At 73.5% G+C, this 23913-nt stretch carries 23 protein-coding genes; 12 read left to right on the top strand and 11 right to left on the bottom strand.

Annotated features, from left to right (window positions below; all coding sequences use genetic code 11):
* The first annotated feature begins 66 nt into the window (after nt 1-66).
* Entirely contained in the window at nt 67-1347 is a 1281-nt protein-coding gene (locus ACIQF6_RS03545) for a hypothetical protein (RefSeq protein WP_400889636.1), read from the top strand.
* Here ACIQF6_RS03545 and ACIQF6_RS03540 read toward each other — a convergent pair.
* The gene (locus ACIQF6_RS03540; RefSeq protein WP_400889634.1) at nt 1341-1700 is read right to left on the bottom strand and encodes a winged helix-turn-helix transcriptional regulator; all 360 of its coding nucleotides are present in this window, start codon (nt 1698-1700) and stop codon (nt 1341-1343) included. The genes ACIQF6_RS03545 and ACIQF6_RS03540 overlap by 7 nt on opposite strands.
* Nucleotides 1701-1784: 84 nt before the next feature.
* On the opposite strand from ACIQF6_RS03540, the gene ACIQF6_RS03535 reads away from it, so the two are divergent.
* The 5 genes from ACIQF6_RS03535 (at nt 1785) to ACIQF6_RS03515 (ending at nt 5659) form a co-directional block, all read left to right on the top strand.
* On the top strand, nt 1785-2687 hold the full coding sequence (locus ACIQF6_RS03535) for an NAD(P)-dependent oxidoreductase (protein ID WP_400889632.1): 903 nt from the start codon (nt 1785-1787) through the stop codon (nt 2685-2687).
* Between the two features lie 190 nt (nt 2688-2877).
* A complete protein-coding gene (locus tag ACIQF6_RS03530; protein WP_400889630.1) occupies nt 2878-4137 on the top strand; it encodes an esterase/lipase family protein in 1260 nt (419 codons plus the stop codon).
* Between the two features lie 341 nt (nt 4138-4478).
* Complete coding sequence (locus ACIQF6_RS03525) at nt 4479-4841, top strand: ArsR/SmtB family transcription factor (RefSeq protein WP_400889628.1); 363 nt, start codon at nt 4479-4481, stop codon at nt 4839-4841.
* Nucleotides 4838-5287 carry an SRPBCC family protein gene (locus ACIQF6_RS03520; RefSeq protein WP_400889626.1) on the top strand — a complete coding sequence of 150 codons (450 nt, stop codon included), beginning with the start codon at nt 4838-4840 and terminating at the stop codon, nt 5285-5287. The genes ACIQF6_RS03525 and ACIQF6_RS03520 overlap by 4 nt, the downstream gene beginning before the upstream one ends.
* A gap of 30 nt (nt 5288-5317) precedes the next feature.
* Nucleotides 5318-5659 carry a VOC family protein gene (locus tag ACIQF6_RS03515; RefSeq protein ID WP_400889624.1) on the top strand — a complete coding sequence of 114 codons (342 nt, stop codon included), beginning with the start codon at nt 5318-5320 and terminating at the stop codon, nt 5657-5659.
* A 113-nt stretch (nt 5660-5772) separates the two neighbouring features.
* Here the strand turns inward: ACIQF6_RS03515 and ACIQF6_RS03510 are convergent, their stop codons facing one another.
* The 5 genes from ACIQF6_RS03510 to ACIQF6_RS03490 all read right to left on the bottom strand — a co-directional run bounded on the left by ACIQF6_RS03510 (nt 5773) and on the right by ACIQF6_RS03490 (nt 11162).
* Nucleotides 5773-6408: a winged helix-turn-helix domain-containing protein gene (locus tag ACIQF6_RS03510; RefSeq protein ID WP_400889622.1), complete on the bottom strand. Its 636-nt coding sequence runs from the start codon at nt 6406-6408 to the stop codon at nt 5773-5775.
* Between the two features lie 547 nt (nt 6409-6955).
* Nucleotides 6956-7564 (bottom strand): GTP-binding protein, encoded by a 609-nt coding sequence (locus tag ACIQF6_RS03505; RefSeq protein ID WP_400889620.1) that lies wholly within the window; start codon nt 7562-7564, stop codon nt 6956-6958.
* Nucleotides 7545-8054 carry a DUF742 domain-containing protein gene (locus ACIQF6_RS03500; protein WP_400889618.1) on the bottom strand — a complete coding sequence of 170 codons (510 nt, stop codon included), beginning with the start codon at nt 8052-8054 and terminating at the stop codon, nt 7545-7547. Before ACIQF6_RS03500 ends, ACIQF6_RS03505 begins: the two co-directional genes overlap by 20 nt.
* 7 nt (nt 8055-8061) lie before the next feature.
* Nucleotides 8062-8481 carry a roadblock/LC7 domain-containing protein gene (locus tag ACIQF6_RS03495; protein ID WP_400889616.1) on the bottom strand — a complete coding sequence of 140 codons (420 nt, stop codon included), beginning with the start codon at nt 8479-8481 and terminating at the stop codon, nt 8062-8064.
* The gene (locus ACIQF6_RS03490) at nt 8478-11162 is read right to left on the bottom strand and encodes a nitrate- and nitrite sensing domain-containing protein (protein ID WP_400889614.1); all 2685 of its coding nucleotides are present in this window, start codon (nt 11160-11162) and stop codon (nt 8478-8480) included. Before ACIQF6_RS03490 ends, ACIQF6_RS03495 begins: the two co-directional genes overlap by 4 nt.
* 351 nt (nt 11163-11513) lie before the next feature.
* On the opposite strand from ACIQF6_RS03490, the gene ACIQF6_RS03485 reads away from it, so the two are divergent.
* A complete protein-coding gene (locus ACIQF6_RS03485) occupies nt 11514-13337 on the top strand; it encodes an AMP-dependent synthetase/ligase (protein WP_400889612.1) in 1824 nt (607 codons plus the stop codon).
* A 183-nt stretch (nt 13338-13520) separates the two neighbouring features.
* Nucleotides 13521-14654: a polysaccharide deacetylase family protein gene (locus ACIQF6_RS03480; RefSeq protein ID WP_400889610.1), complete on the top strand. Its 1134-nt coding sequence runs from the start codon at nt 13521-13523 to the stop codon at nt 14652-14654.
* Nucleotides 14655-14800: 146 nt separating this feature from the next.
* Here the strand turns inward: ACIQF6_RS03480 and ACIQF6_RS03475 are convergent, their stop codons facing one another.
* The 3 genes from ACIQF6_RS03475 to ACIQF6_RS03465 form a co-directional block, all read right to left on the bottom strand.
* The gene (locus tag ACIQF6_RS03475; RefSeq protein ID WP_400889608.1) at nt 14801-15598 is read right to left on the bottom strand and encodes an SGNH/GDSL hydrolase family protein; all 798 of its coding nucleotides are present in this window, start codon (nt 15596-15598) and stop codon (nt 14801-14803) included.
* A gap of 420 nt (nt 15599-16018) precedes the next feature.
* Entirely contained in the window at nt 16019-16615 is a 597-nt protein-coding gene (locus ACIQF6_RS03470) for a TIGR03086 family metal-binding protein (RefSeq protein ID WP_400889606.1), read from the bottom strand.
* A gap of 258 nt (nt 16616-16873) precedes the next feature.
* Nucleotides 16874-17467, bottom strand: coding sequence for a hypothetical protein (locus ACIQF6_RS03465; protein WP_400889604.1), 594 nt, complete (start codon nt 17465-17467; stop codon nt 16874-16876).
* Between the two features lie 229 nt (nt 17468-17696).
* On the opposite strand from ACIQF6_RS03465, the gene ACIQF6_RS03460 reads away from it, so the two are divergent.
* The 4 genes from ACIQF6_RS03460 (at nt 17697) to ACIQF6_RS03445 (ending at nt 22662) form a co-directional block, all read left to right on the top strand.
* Nucleotides 17697-18869, top strand: a complete 1173-nt coding sequence (locus tag ACIQF6_RS03460) for an exonuclease SbcCD subunit D (RefSeq protein ID WP_400889602.1) — start codon at nt 17697-17699, stop codon at nt 18867-18869.
* Nucleotides 18870-18891: 22 nt separating this feature from the next.
* Entirely contained in the window at nt 18892-21918 is a 3027-nt protein-coding gene (locus tag ACIQF6_RS03455; RefSeq protein WP_400889600.1) for an AAA family ATPase, read from the top strand.
* Nucleotides 21919-21985: 67 nt separating this feature from the next.
* A complete protein-coding gene (locus ACIQF6_RS03450) occupies nt 21986-22354 on the top strand; it encodes a type II toxin-antitoxin system RelE/ParE family toxin (protein WP_400889598.1) in 369 nt (122 codons plus the stop codon).
* 2 nt (nt 22355-22356) lie between these two features.
* Nucleotides 22357-22662 (top strand): XRE family transcriptional regulator, encoded by a 306-nt coding sequence (locus tag ACIQF6_RS03445; RefSeq protein ID WP_400889596.1) that lies wholly within the window; start codon nt 22357-22359, stop codon nt 22660-22662.
* Here the strand turns inward: ACIQF6_RS03445 and ACIQF6_RS03440 are convergent, their stop codons facing one another.
* Nucleotides 22663-23595, bottom strand: a complete 933-nt coding sequence (locus ACIQF6_RS03440) for an alpha/beta fold hydrolase (protein ID WP_400889594.1) — start codon at nt 23593-23595, stop codon at nt 22663-22665. It abuts the gene before it with no gap.
* Between the two features lie 22 nt (nt 23596-23617).
* Entirely contained in the window at nt 23618-23839 is a 222-nt protein-coding gene (locus tag ACIQF6_RS03435) for a hypothetical protein (protein WP_400889592.1), read from the bottom strand.
* Nucleotides 23840-23913: the final 74 nt, after the last annotated feature.

Genomic DNA, 23913 nt, shown 5'->3' with positions numbered 1-23913 from the left:
CGTAGGACGAACCGCACAGCTCAGCGGCCTTGTTCGGGCCTCCCCCGGACGCCCAGAATCCCCGTCATGAATCCCTCCCGGACAGTCGATCAGGACGACGTTCTCCGCGCCCGGACCATGCTGCTCGCCTCGGGCCGCCGCACCTACCAGGAAGAGGTCGACGCCTACCGGGTGCTCGCCCAGGTGAGCCCGGCCGCCTACCTGCCCCGCCTGGCCGAAGCCCTGCAACGGCTGAGCTACGACACCTCCCACGGCAAGCACCGGCCGAACGCGCTCGCCCTGTGCGAGGAGGCGGTGGCGGCGGCGCGGGCCGTCGACCCGGCCGACCCCAGGCGGGCGGACGTGCTGGTCAGGGCACTCGACAGCTGCCAGAGCCGGCTGTACGCCGCGGGCCGTCGCACCGAAGGGCTCGCCCTGCGCGCCGAGATGCTCGCCGTCGACCGGGCGCAGGCCGAACGCTCCGGAAGCACCCCCGTTCGGGGGCTGGGCACCTGGGCCGCCGGACTCTCCGAGGAAGGCCGCCACGCCGAGGCCGCCGACGCGCAGACCGAGCGGCTGGCGGCCCTGCTGCCCGGCGGGCCCCGGGCAGGCGCCCTCGCCTGGTCGCTCATCGAGTGGGCCGCCACGCTCGCCGATGCCGGCCGCGCCGACGAGGCACTCGCCGCGTTCGGGACGCTCGTCGACCTCGAAGCGGAGGAGTTCGCCGACAACCGGGAGGCGGCGGCCCACCACTTCCACGTACTGGTCCGCCACGCCGAACTGCTCGACCGCTACGGCCGGGGTGCGCCGGCGGCCGCCGCACGGCAGTCGGCACTGGCCGCGGTGACGGAGCTGACCACCCTCGGGCGCACGGTGTCGAGCGGCTACCAGTCGGCCTTCTGGGCGGTTCTGCTGTCCTGGTCGGCGGCCGACAGCGAACGGCTGGCCTCCGACGGCCCCTACCCGGCGTCAGGAGCGGGGCCCCGGGGGTGGTCCGCCGACACCAGGCAGCGTTACTTCGACAGCCTGGCCACCCTGCGGACGCAGGTGGACGCCCTGGCCGAGCCGGCCGCCGAGGACCCGGGCCGGTACCTGGCCGAGCTACTCCGGCTGCACCGCGTCCTCACCGTCCGATCCGCCGTCCGCTGGCAGCACCGCACCCACCTCTTCGCGGAACAGGTGGAGCCCCTGTTCGACGAGGGCGTGGAGCTGGCCCGTCAACTGGCCGACCACAACCCGGCCGTGGGACGCCGGACCCTGGCCGAGGTACTGATCGACCGGTCGGCCTTCCACACCACCACCGGCCGGTACCGGGCCGCACGGGACGACTTCCGCGAGGCCCTCGGCCACCTCGGAGAAGATCACTGATCGAAGTCGACCGTCGCGAGGCCTTCGCGGCGCACCCGCTCCGTCCCCCAGGCGCCGAGCGGCCGCAACGCCTCGTTGAGCGTCCGCCCCTGGGCGGTCAGCGAGTACTCGACCCGGGGCGGCACCTCCGCGTACACCTCGCGGTGGACCAGCCCGTCCTCCTCCAGCTCACGCAGGTGCTGCGTCAGCATCTTCTCGCTCACCCCCGGTAGCGCGCGCCGGAGTTGGGCGAAGCGGCGGACGCCGTGGGTGTCCAGCTCCCAGAGGATCAGGCCCTTCCACTTGCCGCTCACCACGTCGAGCGCGGCGTCGATGCCGCAGATGTACGGCCCCTGCCGCGGTGCCTTGACCATCGCCGATCCCCCTTACCAAAAGGTGAGTACCACAGAAAATAGTAGGTACTTCCGGGACCGACGGCACTCTCCGAGCATGGAGAGGTGAACGCACAGAACGAACACCAGAAGCTCGGCGCCGTCACCGTGATCGGCCTCGGCCCGATGGGTCGGGCCATGACTCGCGTCCTGCTCGCCGCCGGCCACCCCGTCACCGTCTGGAACCGCACCCCCGCCCGCGCCACCGACCTGATCGCGGCAGGAGCCACCCTCGCCGCGACGCCCGCCGAGGCGGTGGAGGCGAGCGACCTGACCGTCCTCAGCCTCACCGACTACCGCGCGATGCACGACATCCTCGACCGCTCCACCTCCTCGCTGGCCGGCCGGACCCTGGTCAACCTGAGCTCCGACACCCCCGACCGCTCCCGCGCGGCGGCCGCCTGGGCCGCCGCGCACAGCGCGGACTTCCTCACCGGCGGCGTCATGGTGCCCGCACCGATGGTCGGCACACCGGCCGCCCACGTCTACTACAGCGGCGACCAGCAGCTGATGGAACGTCACACGGCCACGCTGGCCCTGCTCGGCGCCCCGAAGTACCTCGGCACCGACCCGGGCCTCGCCCAGATGATGTACCAGGCCCAACTGACGGTCTTCCTCACCACCTTGTCCGCCCTGATGCACGCCACCGCGATGCTCGGCACCGCCGGCCTGAAGGCCGCCGAAGCCATGCCCGAACTGCTCGCCTCCGCCGACGCCATCGGCGCCATCCTGCGCGCCAACGAACAGCACCCCGGCGCCGCCCTCGACGCCGGCGAACACCCCGGCGACCTCAGCACCGTCACCATGATGGGCGCGACCGCCGACCACATCGTCGAGACCACCACCGCCCTCGGCCTGGACCTCGCCCTCCCCCTCGCCGTCCAGGCCCACTACCGCCACGCCATCGCCAACGGCCACGGCGCCGACAACTGGACCCGCATCATCGACGGCATCCGCGCCCCGCACTGACCGGCGACAGGGCACCCGAAAGCGGCCAGCCTGCCCAGGCCCACGGGTGCCCACACCTTCCGGGGCGAAATCAGCCACGTTCGTGTGAACGTTCGCACCCGCCGCCCCGGTTGGTGCCGCCCGCCTCCCTAAGGTCCCTCATGGGCCGTCGATCGACCGGCCTGCGACCTTCACAAGGAGCCAACTACCCATGTCCACAGCCGTTGTTGACACGTTCGGACCGGTCACCCCCGGGGCCCGCCCCGCCGTTGCGCCCGCTCCGGAGCCGCACGAGGAGTGGTCGCTTCAGGGCGGAACGGCCTGGGTGTACTACAGCCCGCTGAACCGCCGCCAGCTGGTCCGACCGGTCATCCTCTCCGACGGCTTCTCCGGCGGACGGAGCGACCTCGACCAGCTGTGGAACGGCCTGGAGGAGAACGGCGACTTCCGCTTCATCTCCGAACTCCACGCCACCGGCCGCGACGTCATCATCCTCGGCTACGAGGACCGCGCGGCGTCGATCACCGACAACGCCGACACCGTCATCGACTGCATCCGCCGAGCCGCCTACGAGCGGGTGGGTCGGGCGAAGCTGGTCGTCGGCGGCTTCAGCATGGGCGGCCTGGTCACCCGCTACGCGCTGGCGAAGATGGAGAACGACCCCTCGCTCCCCGACCACGAGACGGCCCTGTACCTCTCCTACGACACCCCCCACCAGGGCGCGTGGTTCCCCGTCTCCCTCCAGGCGTTCACCCACTTCGCCAACGACAACTGGAGCGACGCCCCCGTCCTCGGGCCGGTGCTGCGCCAGTTCTCCGAACTGCTCAACAGCCCCGCCGCGAAGCAGATGTCCCGCTGGCACCTCGACAAGGTCGGCGGCACCGCCGGCCAGGCACCGGAGCGGGTGGCATTCCTCAAGGCACTGGACGAGGTGGGCAATTGGCCGCGCAACGTCCGCAAGGTCGGTGTCGCCAACGGCGTGGACACCGGTGCCGACAACGGCGTCAAGCCCGGCGTCACCGCCGTGAAGGGCAGCGGCGAGACGCTGACCGACACCTGGCTCAAGACCCAGGCCCAGGGGGACCACGAGGTCGCCCGCCTCCAGAAGACCGGCGGCCAGCCCGTCGCGGTCCGCACCAGCGGCCTCCCCGACATCGACGGTGCCCCCGGCGGCCAGTTCGTCATGCGCTCCGCCACGGGCGACACCGGCAGCTACGGCCTGGCCGCCCTCCTGATGACCCTGCTCGGCAACACCGTCGACCCCGAGATCATCACCACGTCCTGCTTCATCCCGACCATCAGCGCCGTCGCCGCCGGGGACATCAACGACCCGAAGGCCCTCTACCGGCCCGTGGCCCCGGACCACAGCGAACTCGACGCCTTCCTCTGCGCCGGCCGCAACGAGGGCCACACCGCGATGACCGAGGAACTCGGCTCGTGGCTCGTGAACGAGATCGTCTCCACCGACTGACCCGCCGAGGGGCGGGCGGGGGCTTCCACCTCCGCCCGCCCCTTCGCATTCACCCGCGGCCCGGTCGAGCCCCTCCGCGACCGCGCAGGTCGGCACAGGACGCCCACCCACCCGACATGTCGTCGAACCGCCCGGCCTCGGGCCGCATCGCGACCCCGCGCGCTCGCACTGCGGTTCCGCCAGGTCCCGCCCGCGCTGCGACGCCGCCCCGCCCGCCGTCGCGGCATCACCTGCCGACGCCGCCTCGCCCGCCGTCGCGGCATCACTCGCCGAGAGCGGCGTCCGGCCCAATACTCAACAGTTCTCTTGACTTTTCGGCGATCCGGCCAACACTTAGGTACATGCCTAACCATCAGGTCGACCTGGACCGGGTCTTCCAGGCGCTGGCCGACGCCACCCGCCGCGATCTGGTCCAACGGCTGGTCGCCGCACCGGCCTCGGTCAGTGCGCTCGCCAAGCCCTACGCCATGTCGCTGCCCGCGGTGATGCAGCACCTCCAGGTGCTGGAGGACTGCGGGCTGGTGCGCTCGGAGAAGGTCGGCCGGGTCCGCACCTGCCGGATCGAGCCGGCCGCGCTGCGCGCTGCGGAGGAGTGGCTGACGGCCCGGCGCACCGGGTGGGAGAAGCGTCTCGACCGGCTCGGCGAGCACCTGGCCGGCGGCTCGGCGGACATCACCAATCCCGAGGAAGGGAACGAGACATGACGGACAGTCCGATCACCCACGCCACTTTCTCCCTCGACCGGTTCTACTCGACCCCGGCCGCCCGGGTGTTCGCCGCCTGGGCCGACCGGCAGGCCAAGGCGGCCTGGTTCTCCGGCGCCGGCGCCGAGCACGAGCTGGACTTCCGGGTCGGCGGACGCGAGGTCAACCGGGCCCGCCGCGCCGACGGCCCGGAGCTGGTCTTCGAGGCCTGGTACCGCGACATCGTCCCGGACCGGCGGCTGGTCTACACCTCCACCCTCAGCGCCGGCGGCGAACTGGCGACGGTGTCGCTGACCACGGTCGAGTTCCACCCCGAGGAGAGCGGCACCCGCCTGGTCCTCACCGAGCAGGGCGCCTTCCTCGGCGGCGCCGAGGAGCCGAGCTGGCGCGAACAGGGCACCGGCGCCTGGCTCGACGCGCTCGCCGCCCACCTCCAGACCCGCTGAAGCCCGGGACACCGAGACAGAGGAATCGACATGACGATCCATCGACTGCTCGCCCAGCTGACCGTCACCGACCTGAACCCGGCGATCGACTGGTACACCGCCCTGTTCGAGCGGGGCCCGGACGCCCGCCCGATGCCCGGCCTGGCCGAATGGCACCTCTCCGACAGCTACGGCATCCAGGTCTGGGCCGAGCCCGACCGCGCCGGGCACTCGACCGTGGTCCTGGCCGAGTCCGACCTCGACGACCGCCTCGCCCGGCTCATCCGCGCAGGCGTCGACCACGGCGGCGTCCAGGAGGCCAGTCGCTTCCGCATCCTGCCCATCACCGACCCGGACGGCAACCGCATCGTCTTCACCGGCCCCGACCGGTGACATCCGTCGCGCCCCGGAACGGCACAGCGTCCCGAGGCGCGATCGGAGGGCCCGTCAGGCCACCGGCGCACAGGCCCGGAAGGGCCGCCGGCCCGCACTTTTCGGACGGTCCGTCAGGCCACCGGCGCGTACTTGTAGCCGACCCGGCGGACGGTGACGATGGTGTCGCGGTAGGCGGCGCCGAGCTTGCGGCGCAGCCGGGCGACGTGGACGTCGACGGTGCGGCCGTCGCCCACGTGGCCGTAGCCCCAGACGGTGTGGACGAGTTGGTCGCGGGTGTGGACGCGGTGCGGGTGCTCGGTGAGGTGGGCGAGCAGCTCGAACTCGAGGTAGGTGAGGTCGAGGAGCGCGCCGTCGACGTACGCGTTGCGGCGGTCGAGGTCGACGGAGATGCCGGTCTCGGCGGGGCGGGTGAACGAGCGCACCGGGGCGGGCGCGGGAGCCGGGACCGGGGCCGGCGCGACCTTCTCGGCGGGCACCAGCACCAGGTAGCCGACCAGCGGCGCGTTCGCGTGGGCCCCGAGCTGCGTCAACAGGCCCTGCGGAAGCACGGATTGCGGCAGTGCGGCCACGACGGCCGCGCCGTCCTGGAGGCCGGCCAGCAGGCTCTCGGGGGCGATGGCGGGCGCGGGCCGGGTCATCGGGGCGACCCGGCGGTGCTCGGCGTCGAGGGGGTGGTTCGGCAGGGGATGGTTGGGCAGGGTGCGGACCGCTCGCAGGTGCGGGGTCGCGGTGGCGGCGTAGGACATTCGGGGGCTCTTTCGCGCGTGACGGTCGGTGGGTGGTCGTCGTCTGCGCTTCCGGCGCACCGTCGCTGACGGTCGGTCAGTGCGATGGGCGGGAGGCGCGGGGTGCGCGCCGACAGGTCTGGTCGAAGTGGTGGGCCTGGCGCGAGGGCCAGAACGGTTCGAGGAGGGTGCGAGGATGCACGGACGGCTCTCCGGAGCGCGGCGGGATCGTTCGGGGCACGCGAAAGCCGCCACCGGCCCTTCGCAGGACGGGTTGGCGGCGACCGGTCAGCGACAGCAGGCGCTGTAGATCAGCCCGTGGTCGATGTACCGGCGCACGGTCAGCACGGGGAGCGCGGGGAGGGCGGCGATGCGGGCCGTTGCGGCCATGGCGCGTCCCCTCCCCGGGAGTGTGTCAGGAGCCCGCACCGAACGGCGGGCACGAGTACGAGACTTCCACGCGAAGTGCCCGGAAGGCAACCCACTGCACCCACCGGTCTGCACAGCGAGACGGAATCGGCTCACTATTCGGACAGTGAAGCTCTGACCTGCGACGACACCACCGGTACTACAGTCGTATTCCGATCTGCTCGGCGGCGTGCTCGACCAGCCGGACCAGCAGTTCCTTGCCGTCCTCGCGGCGGCGCGCGTCGCACAGCAGCACCGGCACCGCCGCGGGCAGGTCGAGTGCGGCGCGGACGTCCTCCGGCGCGTACGCCTCGGTGCCCTCGAAGCAGTTGACGGCGACCACGAACGGGATGTCGCGCTGCTCGAAGTAGTCGACGGAGGGGAAGGAGTCGGCGAGCCGCCGGGTGTCGGCGAGCACGACCGCGCCGAGGGCGCCGCGGGCGAGTTCGTCCCAGACGAACCAGAAGCGGTCCTGGCCGGGCGTGCCGAACAGGTAGAGGGCGAGGCCGGGCCGCAGGTCGATGCGGCCGAAGTCCATCGCGACGGTGGTGGTGCGCTTCGCCTCGACGCCGGCGGTGTCGTCGACCGGCCGGCCGCGTTCGCTGAGCGTCTCCTCGGTGCGCAGTGGCCGGATCTCGCTGACCGCGCCGACCAGGGTGGTCTTGCCCGCGCCGAAGCCGCCGGCGATCAGGATCTTGACCGCGCTGGCGCCCCAGGGGGCTCTGCGGGCGGTGGAGGTCGACGGGGCGTCAGAGTGCACGGAGGCCATTGATCACGTCTCGCAGCAGGCGCTCGTCCGGTTGCTGGGCGAGCTGGAAGGGGCGGGTGACGCTGATCAGCTCGGCGTCGTGGAGGTCGCCGAGCAGGACCCGCACCACGCTCACCGGAAGATCGGTGTAGGAGCCCAACTCGGCGACGCTCAGGGGTTCTTCGCGGCAGAGCTGAAGGATCGCGTGGTGCTCGGGGCCGAGCGGCAGATCGGTGGGGACGCCGCCGGGGGCGAGGGCCTGCCCGGCGGCGGTGACCAGCGAGATCAGGTCGAACAGGCCGTCGTCGACCGGCCGGGCGCGCCCTCTGGTCATCGAGAACAGCCGGACCATCGGGCCGGCGTCGTCGTCGAACCAGCGGTCGTCCACCGGCGTGCGGGGCGCGAACAGGTCGACCGACGGTATGTCGGCCGACGCCTCGTCCGCGATCTCACCGCTGAGGCCGGCCGGGGCGGTGGCCTCGGTCGGCTCGGTCGGCTCGGGCTCGCTCATCAGTCGGTCATCTCCCGGGCGGAGTGGTCTCGGTCCTCGGCTCGGCGGCCAGGTGCTCGCCGACGCGCTTCACCAACAGTGCCATCTCATAGGCGATTTGGCCCACATCGGATTCGGCGTCGCTGAGCACGGCCAGACAGCTGCCGTCGCCGGCGGCGGTGATGAACAGGAAGGCCTCGTCCAGTTCGACCATGGTCTGCCGGACGCCGCCGACCTGGAAGTGCCGGCCGGCGCCCTTGGCGAGGCTGTGGAAGCCGGCCGCGACGGCGGCCAGGTGCTCGGCGTCCTCCCGGCCGAGGCCGCTGGAGACGCCGGTGGCGAGGCCGTCGCTGGACAGGATCACCGCGTGCCGAAGGGTCGCGACGCGGCCGACCAAGTCGTTGAGGAGCCAGTCGAGGTCCCCGGACGGCGGTGTGGTTGCGGTCATGATTCGGTTCCTTCTGCTGGTGCGGGCGGTGCGTCCGGCGACAGGTGCGCCGGGGGGACGGAACGGACAGGGGCGGCCGGCAGCGCGGGCGGCACCGGCGCGGAGGGCAGCGCCACCCGCAGCCGGGGCGGGCGGCCGGGCTGCGGCACGACCGGCGCATCCGGCCGGCCGGGAGCGGACGGGGAGCGGTCCGCGTCGCCGCCGGCCGGGCCGGGCTCGGAGCGGACGACGGTCAGCGAGGCGGGCTGAAGCCGGTCGCCGCGACCGCGGGCGAAGCCGCGCTGGAAGGAGGCGAACGCGGAGCGGGCCTCCTCGGGGCTGCGCTCGCGGGCCGGTTCGGGGCTCTCCTGGCCGGTGGCGGACCGGAGTTGGGGCGCCAGGTTGGCCTGCCGGACCCGGCGCGGCAGCAGCCCTCCGGCCACCGGCACCAGCGGCGGGCCGGCCCCGTCGGGCGCGCCCGGCGTCGCGGGGGCCGCGCCACTGCCGGCCGGCAGCGCGGGAACGGCGGCGGGAGCCGGCACCGCGGCCGCGGGCTCGGCGCTCCCGGTCCTGCGGTGCCGTCCGGTGCCCGATGCGGCGTCAGGTTCGGCCGCCTGTCCGGGAGTTCGGCGGCGCGGCAGGCCGCCGGGCTTGCCGGACGGGTCGGGCGCGGACGGCCGCGGTCCGCCGAGCGGCTTGGCGGGGGCGGCGTGCGCCCGGCCGGGCTGGGCGGCGCCGGGGGCCCGCCGGTGGGTGGCGTCGTCGACGGCGGGGCGGGCCCCGTCGGGGGCCATCTCGGCGGTGTCGGCGAGGAGTTCGCGCGGGATCAGCACCACGGCGGAGGTGCCGCCGTACGGCGACGGCCGCAGGTGGACCCGGATGCCGTGCCGGCGGGCCAGCCGGGAGACCACGAACAGGCCCAGGCGGTCGGTGTCGGCGAGGTCGAACTCCTGCTCCACGGCGAGGCGTTGGTTGACCTCGGCGAGGTGCTGCTCGTTCAGGCCGAGGCCGCGGTCGTCGATCTCCAGGCAGAAGCCGTGCGCGACCACCTCGCCCTGGACGGTGACCTGGGTCTGCGGCGGGGAGAACACCGTGGCGTTCTCGACCAGTTCGGCGATCAGGTGGGTGACGTCGGCGACCGCGGAGCCGAGCAGTCCGGTGCCGGGGAACGGCCGGACGATGACCCGGGCGTAGTCCTCGACCTCGCCGACGGCGGCGCGCACCACGTCGACCATCCGGACCGGCTTGCGCCAGGCGCGGCCGGGCGAGCCGCCGGAGAGGATGATCAGGCCCTCGGCGTGCCGGCGCATGCGGGTGGTGAGGTGGTCGAGCCGGAACAGGTCCTCCAGCTCGCGGGGGTTCTCGGTGCGGCGCTCCATGGTGTCCAGCAGGGTGAGCTGACGGTGCAGCAGCACCTGGGAGCGGCGGGCCAGGTTGACGAAGACCGCGGAGACGCCGCGGCGCAGGTCGGCCTGTTCGACGGCGGCCTCGACGGCGACCCGCTGCACCTCGTTGAAGGCCCGGCCGACCTGGCCGATCTCCCCCGCGCCGAACTCCAGTTGGGGCACCTCGCCGACCACGTCGACGGCCTCGCCGCGGCGCAGCCGGAGCATCACGGAGGGCAGCCGGGTGGTGGACAGCTCGGCGGCGGCGTTGCGCAGGCCGACGAGTTCGCGCACCAGGCGGCGGCCGATGCGGTAGGAGACCAGGACGGACAGCACCACGGCGACCAGGCCGACCAGGCCGGCGACGCCGCCGCGCAGCAGGGAGTTGACGGCGTAGGCGTGCGCCTGGTCGCCGATCTTGGCGGCCAGCCGGGTGTTGATGGCGTCGAGGTCGGCGAGCACCTTGTCGGAGTTCTCGCCCCAGGAGTCGACGGGGCCGCCGCGGACTTCGAGGGACCGGTCGGCGGCGTCGTCGAAGCCGTGTTCGGCGGTGGCGAGGGCGCTCCAGGCCACGCCGGAGCGCAGTTCGGTGTAGTCGGCGCGGTCCTGCTGGTCGAGTTCGGCGACGTACACCCGGAACAGGGTCTGCTGGGCGTGCATGGCGTCCAGGGCGGCCTGCTGCTTGTGGCTGTCGGCTGCGGCGGCCGCGCTGCCGGCCCGCAGGGCGCGCATCGCGGCGGTCTCCTGGGCCAGGTAGTCGGTGGCCCGGGTGAGTTCGACCAGGATGGTGCCCTGGCGGGGCAGTTCGCCGCTCTCCTTGGCGACGAAGGAGGACCGGAAGGCGAAGACCGGGCCGATCAGGTCGCTGTAGTCCTGCAGCGCGCCTTCCCAGTTGGTCCGCTGCTGGCCGATCTGGCTGCGGATGGCCGCGAGTTGGTCGGCGACCGTGATGATGTCCTGGAGCCGGGAGCGCTGGTCGCCGTTGAGCTTGCCGGCGTCGCGGCTGGTGCTCTGGTAGCGGAGCAGTTGCAGGTCCCGGTCGGTGACGGTCTGGGACTTCAGGTACGAGTCGGCGTAGGCCTTGTTGCCGGGGTCGGCCAGGCGCAGCGCCGCGGCGGCGCGTTCGTCGCGCAGGTCGCCGGCGTACTGGTCGGCGGGGTTGCCGAAGGCCTCGTAGGTGGCGCTGAGGTCGAGCTGGCTCCACACGTTGCCGGTGGTGACCAGTGTCGAGTAGCCCCACAGGCAGCTGAGCGCCGCGATGGGCACCAGGAGCAGCGCGATGATCCTCGCGCGGATCGAGCTGCGGCGCAGGCGCATGGGGGTCCTCTGGTGGTCCTCGGTCGGTGTGGGTCGCCGGGCGCGAGTCGGCCGGGGGCGGGGGGTGGGCCGGGGTGGGCAGTCGTGGGCACTGAGGGGTCGGGAGCCGCGAGCCTACTACTTCCTGACCTTCCGTTCGTAGGGTGAATTTGCATCGTGATCGTGTGGTGTCCGGATCGTCCTTTAATTTCCTCGCCACCGGTCTCCACCGCCCCGACCTGCGGCACTGTGCCCGGTGCGGGGTGTCGCCGGGCGGTGACTCTGGGCAGTTCCGCGCCGATCGGGTAGCTTCGCCAGGTACCGCCCGCCGGCCGTGCGAGCCGGGGCGCGGATCGGCGGAACGGGGGTACCGTGCGGGAGATCAGCAGCCCCGTGCTCGGCAGCACGGCCGTGACCGGCGGGCTGGCCGACTCGGTGTTCGACCGTGCCGAGCGCGAGCCGCGCCTGGTGCAGTTGTCCCGCTGGGAGGACGGCGCCTGGCGGCCGGTGACGGCCGTTCGGTTCCGCGACGAGGTGCTGGCCCTGGCGCGGGGTCTGCTCACCCGCGGGGTGCGCTACGGCGACCGGGTCGCGGTGATGTCCTCCACCCGCTACGAGTGGACGCTGTTCGACTACGCGCTCTGGTCGATCGGGGCGATACCGGTGCCGGTGTACCCGACCGCGGCGGCCGAGCAGGTCCGCTGGATCCTGGCCGAGACCTCGGCGGTGGCCTGCGTGGTCGAGGACGAGGACCAGGCGATGACGATCGGCGCGGTCTGCGACGCGCTGCCCGAGCTGACCGGCATCTGGCAGCTGGACCGGGGCTGCGTGGAGCAGCTGACGGCGGACGGGCTGGGGGTGCCGGACGCCCTGGTGCACCGTCAGCGGGTCGGCGTGACCCCGGATTCGCTGGCCAGCGTCATCTACACCTCCGGCACCACGGGCCGCCCGAAGGGCTGTCTGCTGACCCACGGCAACTTCGCGGCGGTGGCGGACTCGGTGCTGGAGGGCTGGGCGGAGGTGTTCGGCGACACCGGCGGCGACCAGCCCGCGACGCTGCTGTTCCTGCCGCTGGCGCACGTGTACGGGCGGCTGACGCAGGTCGCGGCGCTGCGCGGCGGCATCCGGATCGGCCACCACGCCAAGCTGTCCGCGGACAGCCTGCTGCCGGCCCTGGCGGCGTTCCGGCCGACCTTCCTGCACGCGGTGCCGTACATCTTCGAGAAGATCCACCGCCGGGCCCGGGAGGCCGCCGAGGCGTCCGGCCGGCTGGAGACCTTCGTGCAGGCCGAGCAGGTGGCGATCGAGTGGGCGGCCGCCTGGGAGCGCCGGGCGAACCGCAGGGGCCCCGGCCCGTCCCCCGCGCTGCGGGTGCGGCACGCCGCGTACGAGCGCCTGGTGTACCAGCGGGTGCGGGCGGTGCTCGGCGGCCGGGTGCGCTCGGTGATGTCCGGCGGGTCCATGCTGGGGCGGGAGTTGGCGCTGTTCTTCGCGGGCGCGGGCATGACGGTGTACGAGGGCTACGGCCTGACCGAGACGTCCGCCGCGATCACCGCCAATCCCCCGGACCGGCCCAGGTTCGGCACCGTGGGCCGCCCGGTGCCCGGCGCGTCGGTGGCGATAGCCGAGGACGGCGAGGTGTGGGTGCGCGGCCCGGGCGTGTTCTCCGGCTACCTCAACCACCCGCGCTGCTCCCAGGAGGCCCTGCACCGGGGCTGGTTGGCCACCGGCGACCTCGGATCGCTGGACGAGGACGGCTACTTGACGCTGACCGGCCGCAAGAAGGAGGTGATCGTCACCTCCAGCGGGAAGAACCTGGCGCCCGCGATCCTGGAGGAGCGGGTCCGGGCCCATCCGCTGATCGCCCAGTGCCTGGTGGTGGGCGACAACCGGCCGTACCTGGGCGCGTTGATCACCCTGGACCCGGTGGCCCTCGCGCACTGGCTCAAGGCCCGCGGCCGACCTCAGGCGGACGTCCGGCAGACCCTGACCGACCACGAGCTGCACCAGGAGGTGCAGCGGGCCGTGGCGGCGGCCAACACCACCGTCTCGCGCGCCGAGTCGATCCGCGCCTTTCGGCTGCTGCCGCGCGAGTTCACCCTGGAAGAGGGCCTGCTGACGCCGTCGCTGAAGATCCGCCGGGCGGCGGTGGCGGAGCGCTACGCGCAGGACATCGAGGAGCTGTACGCGGGCTGACTTCCCCGCGACGGAATCTGACGGTCCGTCACTCCGGTTGACGGATCTCGGCCAGAACCCCTTGACCGCCGGGATTGGTCCAGTCCATTGTGTGTGGCCTGGCCCGGTGCGGCATGGCCGGATCCGACCCCCGCCCCCTCCGGGAGTCACGTCTTCTCTCGTCCCCCACACTGGAGTTGATCCGTGCTCAGTTCCGCACGTCGCCGTCTCGCGGCGGCCGCCGCAGCCACCGTGCTGGCCGCGCTCGCCACCGCCCCGGCCGCCCACGCCGAAGGCCCTGCCGCAGCTGCCGACGCCCCCGCGGTCAACCTGGCCACCAACCCGGGCTTCGAGATCCCCGCCCTGCCGCTCGCCGACTGGGGCTCGATCCCCGGCTGGCACTGCGCCGACGGCGAGGGCGCCGTCACCACCGCCGTCGCCCACACCGGCGGCTCCGCGCTGACCGTCACCCCGGCCTCCGCCGACTCCACCGGCCAGTGCACCCAGACCCTCGCGGTGCGCCCCAACACCAGCTACACGTACCGGGCCTGGGTGAAGGGCAGTTACGCGTTCATCGGCGCCACCGGCACCGGCCACGACGTCCCGCCGGCCTGGACGGCCTCCACCGGCGGCGGCTGGCAGCAGCTGTCCACCACCTTCACCACCGGCGCGAACGCCACCTCCGTCCAGCTGTACGTGCACGGCTGGTACGGCCAGGGCCCGATCTCGGTGGACGACGTCAGCGTCACCGGCGACACCCCCGCTCCCGCGTACGCCACCTGGAACGCGCCGACCACCGACAAGGTGGTCTTCCTGACCGTCGACGACGGTTGGTTCCGCACCCCCGAGGCCGCGCAGCTGATCGCCGACCGCAAGCTGCCGATCACCGCGTTCCCGCTACCCATGCCGGAGGGCTTCGAGCCGGACTACTTCAGCAGGGTCACCGCGGCGCCCGGGTCGTCGATCCAGGACCACACCGTCTCGCACCGCGACCTGACCACGCTGTCGCCCGCCGAGCAGCAGGCCGAGATCTGCGACGCCCGTGACGCGGTCGCCGCCCGCTACGGCACCACGCCGACCATCCTGCGGCCGCCGTACTTCACCTTCGACGCCAACACCCAGCAGGCCGCCGCGAACTGCGGCATCAAGTACCTGCTGACCGCCACCGCCGACTTCACCTCCGGCGCCGCGAACGTCTACCACGGCGGGCCGCTGCAGCCCGGCGACGTGATCATCATGCACTTCACCGACACCCTGGCGAGCGACCTGCAACGCGCCCTCGACGCGGCCGCCGCGGCTGGCCTGAAGCCCGCGGCGCTCACCGACTACCTGCGCTGACCGCCTGCACCGGCGGCGCCGCCGAAATAAGCTGACGTATCGTCGTCAGTCCGTGACGGCCCACGAACACCGGTGGCCGGGCCACTCCCATTGGCCCGGCCACCGGCTCGTCCGCCCGTCACGGACGTCTCAACGCGCTCCGGGGATCAGACGCCCGCGGAGAACGACGGCAGGTAGCCGTACGCCTGGCCCGAGGAGTTCGGGTGGTAGCTGTCGCTGATCGGCAGCGTGGTGCTGTTCAGCCACTGCGAGGACGAGCCGCAGATCTCGTGGCCGGAGAAGATCGTCCGGACGTCCTTGAAGGTGAAGCCGGCCGCCGCCACCTGCTTGGAGATCACCGTGTCCAGGGTGTCCGCCGCACTGTTGATCGCGGTCCGCTTGGTGTCCGAGATGCCGACGATGCAGTTGCCCGGCACCTGGTACAGGTGCGGGTAACCCAGCACCACCACCTTCGCGTTGGGCGCCTTGGCCTTGATCTTCGCGTACAGGTTGGTGAGCTTGCCCGGCAGCGTGTTGTTGGCGTAGCTCTTCGCCGTGTTCACGGCGCTCAGGCAGGAGCTGTCGCTGCTCAGCACACAGGTCTGCATGGTCGACGCGAAGCCCGCGTCGTTGCCGCCGATGGTGAGCGACACCAGGGTGGTCGAGGAGCTCAGCGCGCCCATCTGGTTGGCGAGCACGTCGTCGGTCGTCGCGCCCGAGCAGGCGACGAACGAGAACGAGGACGGGGCGTGGGCGTTCTTCCACAGGTACGGGTAGGCGTTGGTGCTGCGGCTGCAGCTCCCGCTCTCGCTGGTGTAGCTGCCGGAGCCGACGCCGGCCGAGTACGAGTCGCCGAGCGCCGCGTAGTTGACGCCCGCCGCGCTCGCCTGGGTGGCGGCGGCGAGGGTGGTGATGGACAGGACCGCCGCGGTGAGGGCGACGGAAATGGCACGGACTCTGGTCATGGTTCCTCCATTGGGTGACGCAGGCCACATAGAGATACCAGCCAGTAGCCTCGGGAGGAAGCGGTCATGCCAAAGAATTTGACGAACTCTCATCCAATGGCCATCCACGTTTCGCTACGCGCGGAGACTTACTCCTGACCTGGGCTGCGAAGATCCCGCCAATCGCCTTCCGAACGCCCGGTCGCCCGAATTTTCACCTGACGCACCGTCAACTTTCGCCCCGCTTCCGAAAGCGACGAGGGCGTGACGCGCTGTGCTCGCGCTGCACTCCAGTCACACCCGCCCCAGGGCGGCGTCCGGAGCACCCGAACGGCGCGAAGCAGACGAAACGCCCCCGCCCCGGGCATATCGCACGCCCGGCGCAGGAGCGCCAAGTGCCGGATTCCGAACGGCCGGTACCGCCCAACGGTCACCACGACGTCAGTCGGCCGCCCAGTTCGGGTCCCGGCCGAGCACCAGCAGGATCCGGTCCAGCGCGCCGGCCCCGGCGGGCGCCTCCAGCGCGGGCGCGAACGCGGACCCCTCCCGCTCGCGGACGGCCCCCGTGGGAACCTCCTCGGCGACCACCAGTGCGGCCGCCAGCACTTCCGGGTCGAACTCGATCCCGACCCCGAGCGAGGCGGCGACGTCCCACCCGTGCACCACGTAGTCCACCAGATGGAAGCCGACCGCCTGCGCCGCCGGGAACCACTGCCCGCCGCGCACCTCCGGAAGCCAGAACTCCCGTTCGAGCACACCGTCTTCACCGAACGCACCCGTGACGGCCGCCGCCGACGCGGCGAACACCCCGGCCGGATCCGCCCCGACGGCGCGGTCCCGCCAGGCCTCCGCCCCGTGCGGCTCACCCCCCGCCGCGGTGGCGAAGCCGTGGTTCTGTCCCGCCATGTGGCCGAGCAACTGCCCAAGTGTCCATGCCCCGCACGGTGTTGGCAGGTCGAGCCGGTCGGCGGCGACCTGCTCGACCACCGCCAGGGTGACCTTCAGCGCGCGGGCGTCGAGTTCCTGAATATTCGTCATATCGCGGATGGTAGCCACGAATTCGACAACTCTATTGGTATCGGAACAAGTTGAACCGTCCTCTTTACCGATCACCCCCCGCGCCGACCCGAGCTCGACGGCGGCGGCGGCAGGCAGTTGACCAATTCCTTACTCGACCCGCCCACTTCGCGCCGGGCGGGGCGGACACGGGCGTCGGCGGATCGGCCGCCGCACGGCGTCGGCGCGGCGCGCCCCCCTCCGCCGGGCGGTCGACATCCGGGCCGGGCCGAGCGGGGCTCAGCGCAGCCGGCAGCCCTCGACCGGCAGCTCCTCGATCGTCTCGTCGGCCACCGCCGGCACCCCCAGCAGGGCGGCCGCCGCCGTCACCGCCGCGCGGGCCTGCTGGAGGCCGGTCGTGCCCCAGCCGAGGAGTTCGACGGCCAGGCCCGGGGCGACCAGCAGCCGCCGGTAGTGGCGGCCCGACGCCGGGTCGGGGGCGGACGGGCCGACGCCGTGCAGCGCCGCGGCCATCCGGACCCGGGCGCACTCGTGCCCGTTGTTCGCCGAGCCGACCCGGTCGTACAGGTAGCCGAGGTAGACCGGCGGGCCGATCAGCGCCTGCGCCTCCTCGCCCGCCTCGCGGGCCAGCGCGGCGCCCGGGTCGCCCGCGTCCTCCGCCTCCAGCGAGCCGCCCGGGAGGCCGACCACGCCGTCGCGCGGGTTGACCAGCGTGAGCACCCGGCCGTCGGGGGCGAACAGCCAGCCCCAGGACTGCTTCACCGGCAGCCCGTCCGGCACCGGCTCCCCCGGGTGCCAGGGCCAGCCGGCGTTCGGCCGGCGCCGGACCCGCCCGAGCAGTTCGGAGATCTCCGGGCTGTACTCGATGCCCATACCGCTCCCTCCGCACTCCGGGCGGCCACCCTCGCCACCTGATGATCTTCCCCGAACACCCGACCGATGAACAGTCCCGGCCGCCACCCGGGTCAGCGCCCCCGCTCTCCCACCCGCCCCTTCCACCACTCCGGACCCGGCCTGTCACCCGTACCTGTGATACTCGGTACCGGCCGCGAACCACATGAAAGCGACGAGGAGTGACGGACATGCTGCGGGGAGCTTCGGCGTGAGGCTGCTGCACACCTCGGACTGGCACCTGGGCCGTTCGTTCCACCGCGAGAACCTGCACGAGGCGCAGCGCGCGTTCCTCGACCACCTGGTGGCCACCGCGGTCGCCGAGCGGGTGGACGCCGTACTGGTGGCGGGTGACGTGTACGACCGCGCGCTGCCCGGGCTGGAGGCCGTCGCGCTCTTCGACGACGTGCTGTGGCGGCTGGCCGAGGCGGGCATCCCGACGGTCTTCATCAGCGGCAACCACGATTCGGCGCGCCGGCTCGGCGTCGGCTCCCGCCTGATCGAGCGGGCCGGCATACACCTGCGCACCGATCCGGGCGCGCTCGCCGAGCCGGTGCTGCTGGCCGACGGGCACGGGCCGGTCGCGGTGTACGGGCTGCCGTACCTGGAGCCGGCGCTGGTGCGGGAGCGCCTCGGCCTGGCCAAGGGCGGCCACGAGCAGGTGCTGGCGGCGGCGATGGACGCCGTCCGGGCGGACCTCGCGGGCCGTCCGGCGGGCACCCGGGCCGTGGTGCTGGCGCACGCGTTCGTGACGGGCGGCGCGCCGAGCGACAGCGAGCGGGACATCGCGGTGGGCGGCGTGCAGTCGGTGCCCGCCGGGGTGTTCGACGGGGTGCACTACGTGGCGCTCGGGCACCTGCACGGCTGCCAGACCCTCGCCCCGCACCTGCGCTACTCGGGCTCGCCGCTCGCGTACTCGTTCTCCGAGACGGACCACCGCAAGTCGATGTGGCTGGTCGACCTGGACGCCGCGGGCGCCGTCGAGGCCACCCGGATCCCCTGCCCGGTGCCGCGCCCGCTGGCCCGGCTGCGCGGCCGGCTGGACGACCTGCTCGCCGGCGAGCGGCACGAGTGGGCCGAGGGCGCCTGGGTGCAGGCCACGCTGACCGACCCGGTCCGCCCGGTCGACCCGATGGAGCGGCTGCGGGCCCGCTTCCCGCACACCCTGCAACTGCTGTTCGACCCCGAGGGCGGCGAGCAGGCCGAGGCCCGGTCGTACGCGCAGCGGGTCAGCGGGCGCAGCGACCGGGAGGTGGTGGAGGGCTTCGTCGCCCATGTCCGCCCGGGGCGGGAGTTGGACGGCGCCGAGCAGTCCTGGCTGCTGGAGGGCCTGGAGGCGGTGCGCCGCACGGCCGCCGACCGGGCCGAGGAGAACGGCCGATGAACTTCCTGAAGGAGGCCTCCCGATGAGGCTGCACCAGCTCACCGTCACCGCGTTCGGCCCGTTCGCGTCGACCGAGCGGATCGACTTCGACCGGCTCACCGCGTCCGGGCTGTTCCTGCTGCGCGGGGCGACCGGCGCGGGCAAGAGCAGTGTGCTGGACGCGGTCTGCTACGCGCTGTACGGCGAACTGCCGGGCTCGCGCAGGAGCAACGGCGTGCGCAGCGACCACGCCGACCAGGCACGGCGCACCGAGGTGGTGCTGGAGGCGACGCTCGGCGGGCGGCGGCTGGAGATCACCCGCAGCCCGGAGCAGCTGCGGCCGAAGAAGCGCGGGTCGGGCTTCACCCAGGACAAGGCGCAGACGCTGCTGCGCGAGTGGGTCGCGGACGCCGGCGAGGGCGAGCCGGGCTGGGCCGCGGTGAGCCGCTCGCACCAGGAGGCCGGCGAGGAGCTGACGCGGCTGCTCGGCATGAGCCGGGACCAGTTCTGCCAGGTGGTGCTGCTGCCGCAGGGCGACTTCGCCCGGTTCCTGCGTGCGGACTCCCGGCAACGCGCCGACCTGCTCGGCAAGTTGTTCGACACCGGCCGGTTCGAGCAGTTGGAGCGGTGGACGGCGGAGCGCCGGCTGCGCCAGGAGCACGAGGTGCAGGCCGGGCGGCAGAAGCTGCGCGACCTGGCGGCGCGTGCCGAGGAGGCGGCCGGCCCGCTCGCCGGGGACGCTGCGGCGCACCGGCCCGACGAGCACGCCTCGGCCGAGGACGTGCTGGCCTGGGCGGCGATGCTGCGCGGCACGGCCGCCGAGCGCGTCACCGCGACGGCGCTCGCTCTGGAGGCCGCCGAGTCCGCCCGCACCGGGGCCCGCGCCCGCCTGGACGCGCAGCGCACCCTGGCGGACCGTCAGCAGCGGCACCGCTCCGCGCTCGCCGCACAGGTCGAACTCACCGCCGAATTCGACGAGTCGGCGGACGACCGGAGCCGACTTCGGCTGGCGCTGGCCGCCGGGGCGCTGGCCCCGCTGCGCGCCCTGCACCGGGGCGCGCTGGCCGCGCACACCGCGGCGGCCGCCGCCGAGTCCGCGCACACGGCCGAGCTCGCCGCCCGGTCCGCCGCACCGTGGGCCGCCCGGCTGCTCGGCGACCTCCCGCCGGCCGCCGCGGAGCGCGCGCTGCGCACCGAGGCGACCCGCCTGGCGGAGGCCCGTGCGGACGAGGAGCGACAGTCCCGACTGCTGGTCGAGCGCGCCGAGTTGGCCGCCGAGCAGAAGCGGGCGGACGACCTGGCGGAGGAGTCGCAGGACTGGCTGGCGGGCTACGACGACCAGCTGAAGCAGCTGCACGTCGAGCTCGACGCGGCCCGCGACGCGCACGCGCTGCTCACCCGGCTCGACGCCCGGCACGGCGAGTTGACGTTCCGTCAGGACGCCGCCCGGCGGCACCGGGCGCTGCGGTCCGCGCTGTCCGCCGCCGAGGCCGAGGTCCTGGCCCTCACCGAGACCGCACTGGCCGCCCGGGCCCGCACCCTCGACCTCCAGGAGCGCCGACTCGTCGGCATGGCCGCCGAGTTGGCCGCGCAACTGGCCGACGGCGAGCCCTGCCGGGTGTGCGGCTCGCCCGAGCACCCGGCCCCGGCCCGCCCGTCCGCCGACCAGGTCACGGCCGCCGACGAGCAGCGCGCCCGCGCCGCCCAGCACGCGGCGGAGGCCGAACTCGACGCAGCCAAGCACAGGTTGAGTGCGCTGCGGGTGGACGCCGCAGCCGCCGAGACCGCCTCGGCAGGTCGCTCGGTCGCCGAACTCACCGCCGAACTCGACGAGTTGACGGCCGACCGGCGCATGGCGCTGCACACCGCGGAGCGACTGCTTCCGCTCGGCCAGCAGGTGGAACGGCTGGAACAGGAACGCAGGGCCCGCCACGAACGACTCCGCCGGGCGGGCGAGCGCGGCGCCGTCCTCGCCGACCGGCTGGGCACCGTCGCCGTCGAACTCGACGCCCTGACCGGCCGGATCGCGGCGGCCCGGGGCGACGCCCCGTCGATCGCCTCCCGCGCCGCGGCCGTGGACGCCCTGGCGTCGGCCGTCGCCGACGTGCTGAGCTCGGCCCGCACCGGCGCCGAGACCACCGCCCGCCTCGCCGAGGCCACCGACGCCCTGGAACGCGCCGCCGCCGACGCGGGCTTCGCCGACCTGCCGACGCTCGCCGCCGCCGAACTCCCCGCCCACCGGCTCGACTCCCTTCAGCGGCACTTCGAGCAGCTCGACGCCGCGCTGGAGCAGGCCGCCGCCCGCCTCGCCGACCCGGAGCTCCGCGCGGCCGCCGAACTCCCGCCCGCGGACCCGGAGTCCGCGCACGCCGCGGAGGAGCGCGCCACCGCCGTCCTGCGCGCCGCCGACACCGCGCACCGCACCGCCGGCGACCGGGTGGCGGCGCTCGCCCGGATCTCCCGGGCCCTGACCGCCCTCGCCGACGACTTCGCCCCCGTCCTCGACGCGTACGCCCGGATCAGCCGCCTGGCCGCCCTGCTCGCGGGCGCGCCCGCCGAGAACGCCCTGCGGATGCGCCTGGAGTCGTACGTCCTGGCCGCCCGTCTGGAGCAGGTCGCCGCCGCGGCCAGCCACCGCCTGCTGAAGATGTCCGGCGGCCGCTACACCCTGGTCCACAGCGACGGCCTGGTCTCCGGCAACAAGCGCTCCGGCCTCTCCCTCCACGTCGTCGACGCCTGGACCGGCCGCGAACGCGACACCGCCACCCTCTCCGGCGGCGAGTCCTTCTTCGCCTCCCTCGCCCTCGCCCTCGGCCTCGCCGACGTCGTCACCGACGAGGCCGGCGGCATGCCCCTGGACACCCTCTTCATCGACGAGGGCTTCGGCACCCTCGACGAGAACACCCTCGAAGAAGTCATGGACGTCCTCGACTCCCTCCGCGAACGCGACCGCGCCGTCGGCATCGTCAGCCACGTCGCCGACCTCCGCACCCGCATCCCCGCCCAACTCCTCATCCGCAAACACCGCCACGGCTCCACGGCCCACCACACCACCCGCGACGACGCCTGACACCCCCGCCTCAGACCGGCGCGAATATAACTTGCAGCGCATATAACCCGAACCGCATAATTCCGGCGTGACATGGGAAGTCTCACTGCATGAAGCTGTCGACGCCTGGTTCGTCCGGCTGAGCGAGAGCGAGCCCGAGGCGGCCGATCAGGTCGCCGCGGCCATCGACATACTGGCGGACGAAGGCCCGGCGCTCGGGCGGCCGATTGTCGACCGGATCAAGCAGTCCAGACACCACAACATGAAGGAGCTCCGCCCCCGGGCCGGCGGGGAGCGCGAGATCCGCATCCTGTTCGCGTTCGATCCGGAGCGGGAAGCGATCCTGCTCGTGGCCGGCGACAAATCCGGACAGTGGAACCTGTGGTACGACAAGAACATCCCTATCGCGGATGCCCGATTCGACCGGCACCTCGACGCGCTCAAGGAGGGCGAGTAGCAATGGCCAGATCTTGGCAGGACGTCCGGGCCCAGGTCGTCACGGACGAGGACAGGGTGGCAGTGCACCGCGCCAAGCTCGACGCGGAGGTACGCGCGTACCGTCTCGCCGAGATCCGGCGGGAGCAGGACCTGACCCAGACCGAGGTCGCGGAGCTGATCGGTGTCACCCAGCCGAACGTGTCCCGGCTGGAGCGCGGCGATCTCGAAGGCACCTCTCTCGGGACGCTCCGCGAGTACGTCGAGGCGCTCGGCGGGCAGCTCCGGCTGGTGGCCGACTTCGGGGACCGTCAGCTCCGCATCCAGTAGTCACCCCGCGGGCGCCGCCAGGAAGGCCGCTGCCGTTCGGCCCCAGGTTCTGATGTCTGCGAGGGTTTCGGCGGGGTGCAGGTGGGCGTGGGGGAGGTGGGTGGCGAGGGTGTGGGCGGTGGTCGCGGGGTGGATGGGGTCGGTGGGCCAGGTGAGGATCAGGGTGGGGTGGGGGAGGTCGCGAAGGAGGGCGGGGGCGGGCAGGTCGGCTTCGGCGGCGGCCCGCAGGACGGCCGGGACGAGGTGCTCGGCGGCGTCGAACTCGGTCGTGTACTGAGGGACTTCGGCGAGGACGGCGGGCGGCCCGGACAGCCTGGCGGCGGCCCGCAGGGTGCTGGTGCCGCGCCGCTCCACCACGGTCGCGGCCGCTCGCAGCCCGGCCCGGCGCGGTTCGCGGGCCTCCCAGGCGACGGCGGGGATCGCCAGCACCAGCCGGTCGAACCGTTCGGGGCGGGCGAGCGCGGCCCACAGGACGGTGGCGGCGCCCATGGACGCGCCGAGCCCGGTGACGGGGGCGTCCGGCGAGAGGTGGTCGCAGAGCGCGAGCAGGTCGGCGGCGAGCGCGGGGTAGCTGAAGTCGGCGGGGACGGGCCGACCCGTCGACTGCCCGTGGCCGCGCGCGTCGTAGCGGGCCAGCCGGTGGGTCGCGGTGAGCGGCGTCCAGTCGAACAGGCCGGCCCGGCTCTCGTGGGCCCGACTGGAGAGCGAGCCGTGCGCGTGCACGGCCAGCGGCCCGGCCGCGCCGAGGGTCTCGAAGGCGAGCGTGGCGTGCGGGCGTTCCAACCGGCCGACGACGGGCCCGGCGCTCGGCGTGACGCTCGACTCGGCGCTCAGCGTGACGCTCGACTCGGTGCTCGGCCCGGCGCTCGACTCGGTGCTCGGCCCGGCGCTCGGCGTGACGCTCGACTCGGCGCTCGGCGCAAAAACGGTCATTCGTCGATTGTCTGACAAGCCGTCATCCGGAGCATGCGGCACGCTGGGCCTGCTGCCAGGTGCAGACCGGGCAGAGCGTGGATCCGGGCGCCTCGGCCGGGTACTCGGTCTCCCCGCCGCACAGCACGCACGCGGCGCGTGCGCCCGGCCCGCCGGGCAGTAGCCCGCGTCGGGCCTGCTCCGGGTCGGCCGACACCTCGCAGATCTGCTCGCCGCCCGCGCTCTCGTGCTGCTGCTCCGCCATGCGTCCAGGGTACGTCCCTGCCGTCCGGGCCCCGCCCCCACAGTCGGGGGCCCGGTGCTCCCGCAGTAAAGGGC

Origin of the sequence: Kitasatospora sp. NPDC092948 (genome assembly GCF_044754805.1) — a bacterium.
Taxonomy (GTDB): Bacteria; Actinomycetota; Actinomycetes; order Streptomycetales; family Streptomycetaceae; genus Kitasatospora.
This window is presented reverse-complemented; position numbering and strand designations above follow the sequence as displayed.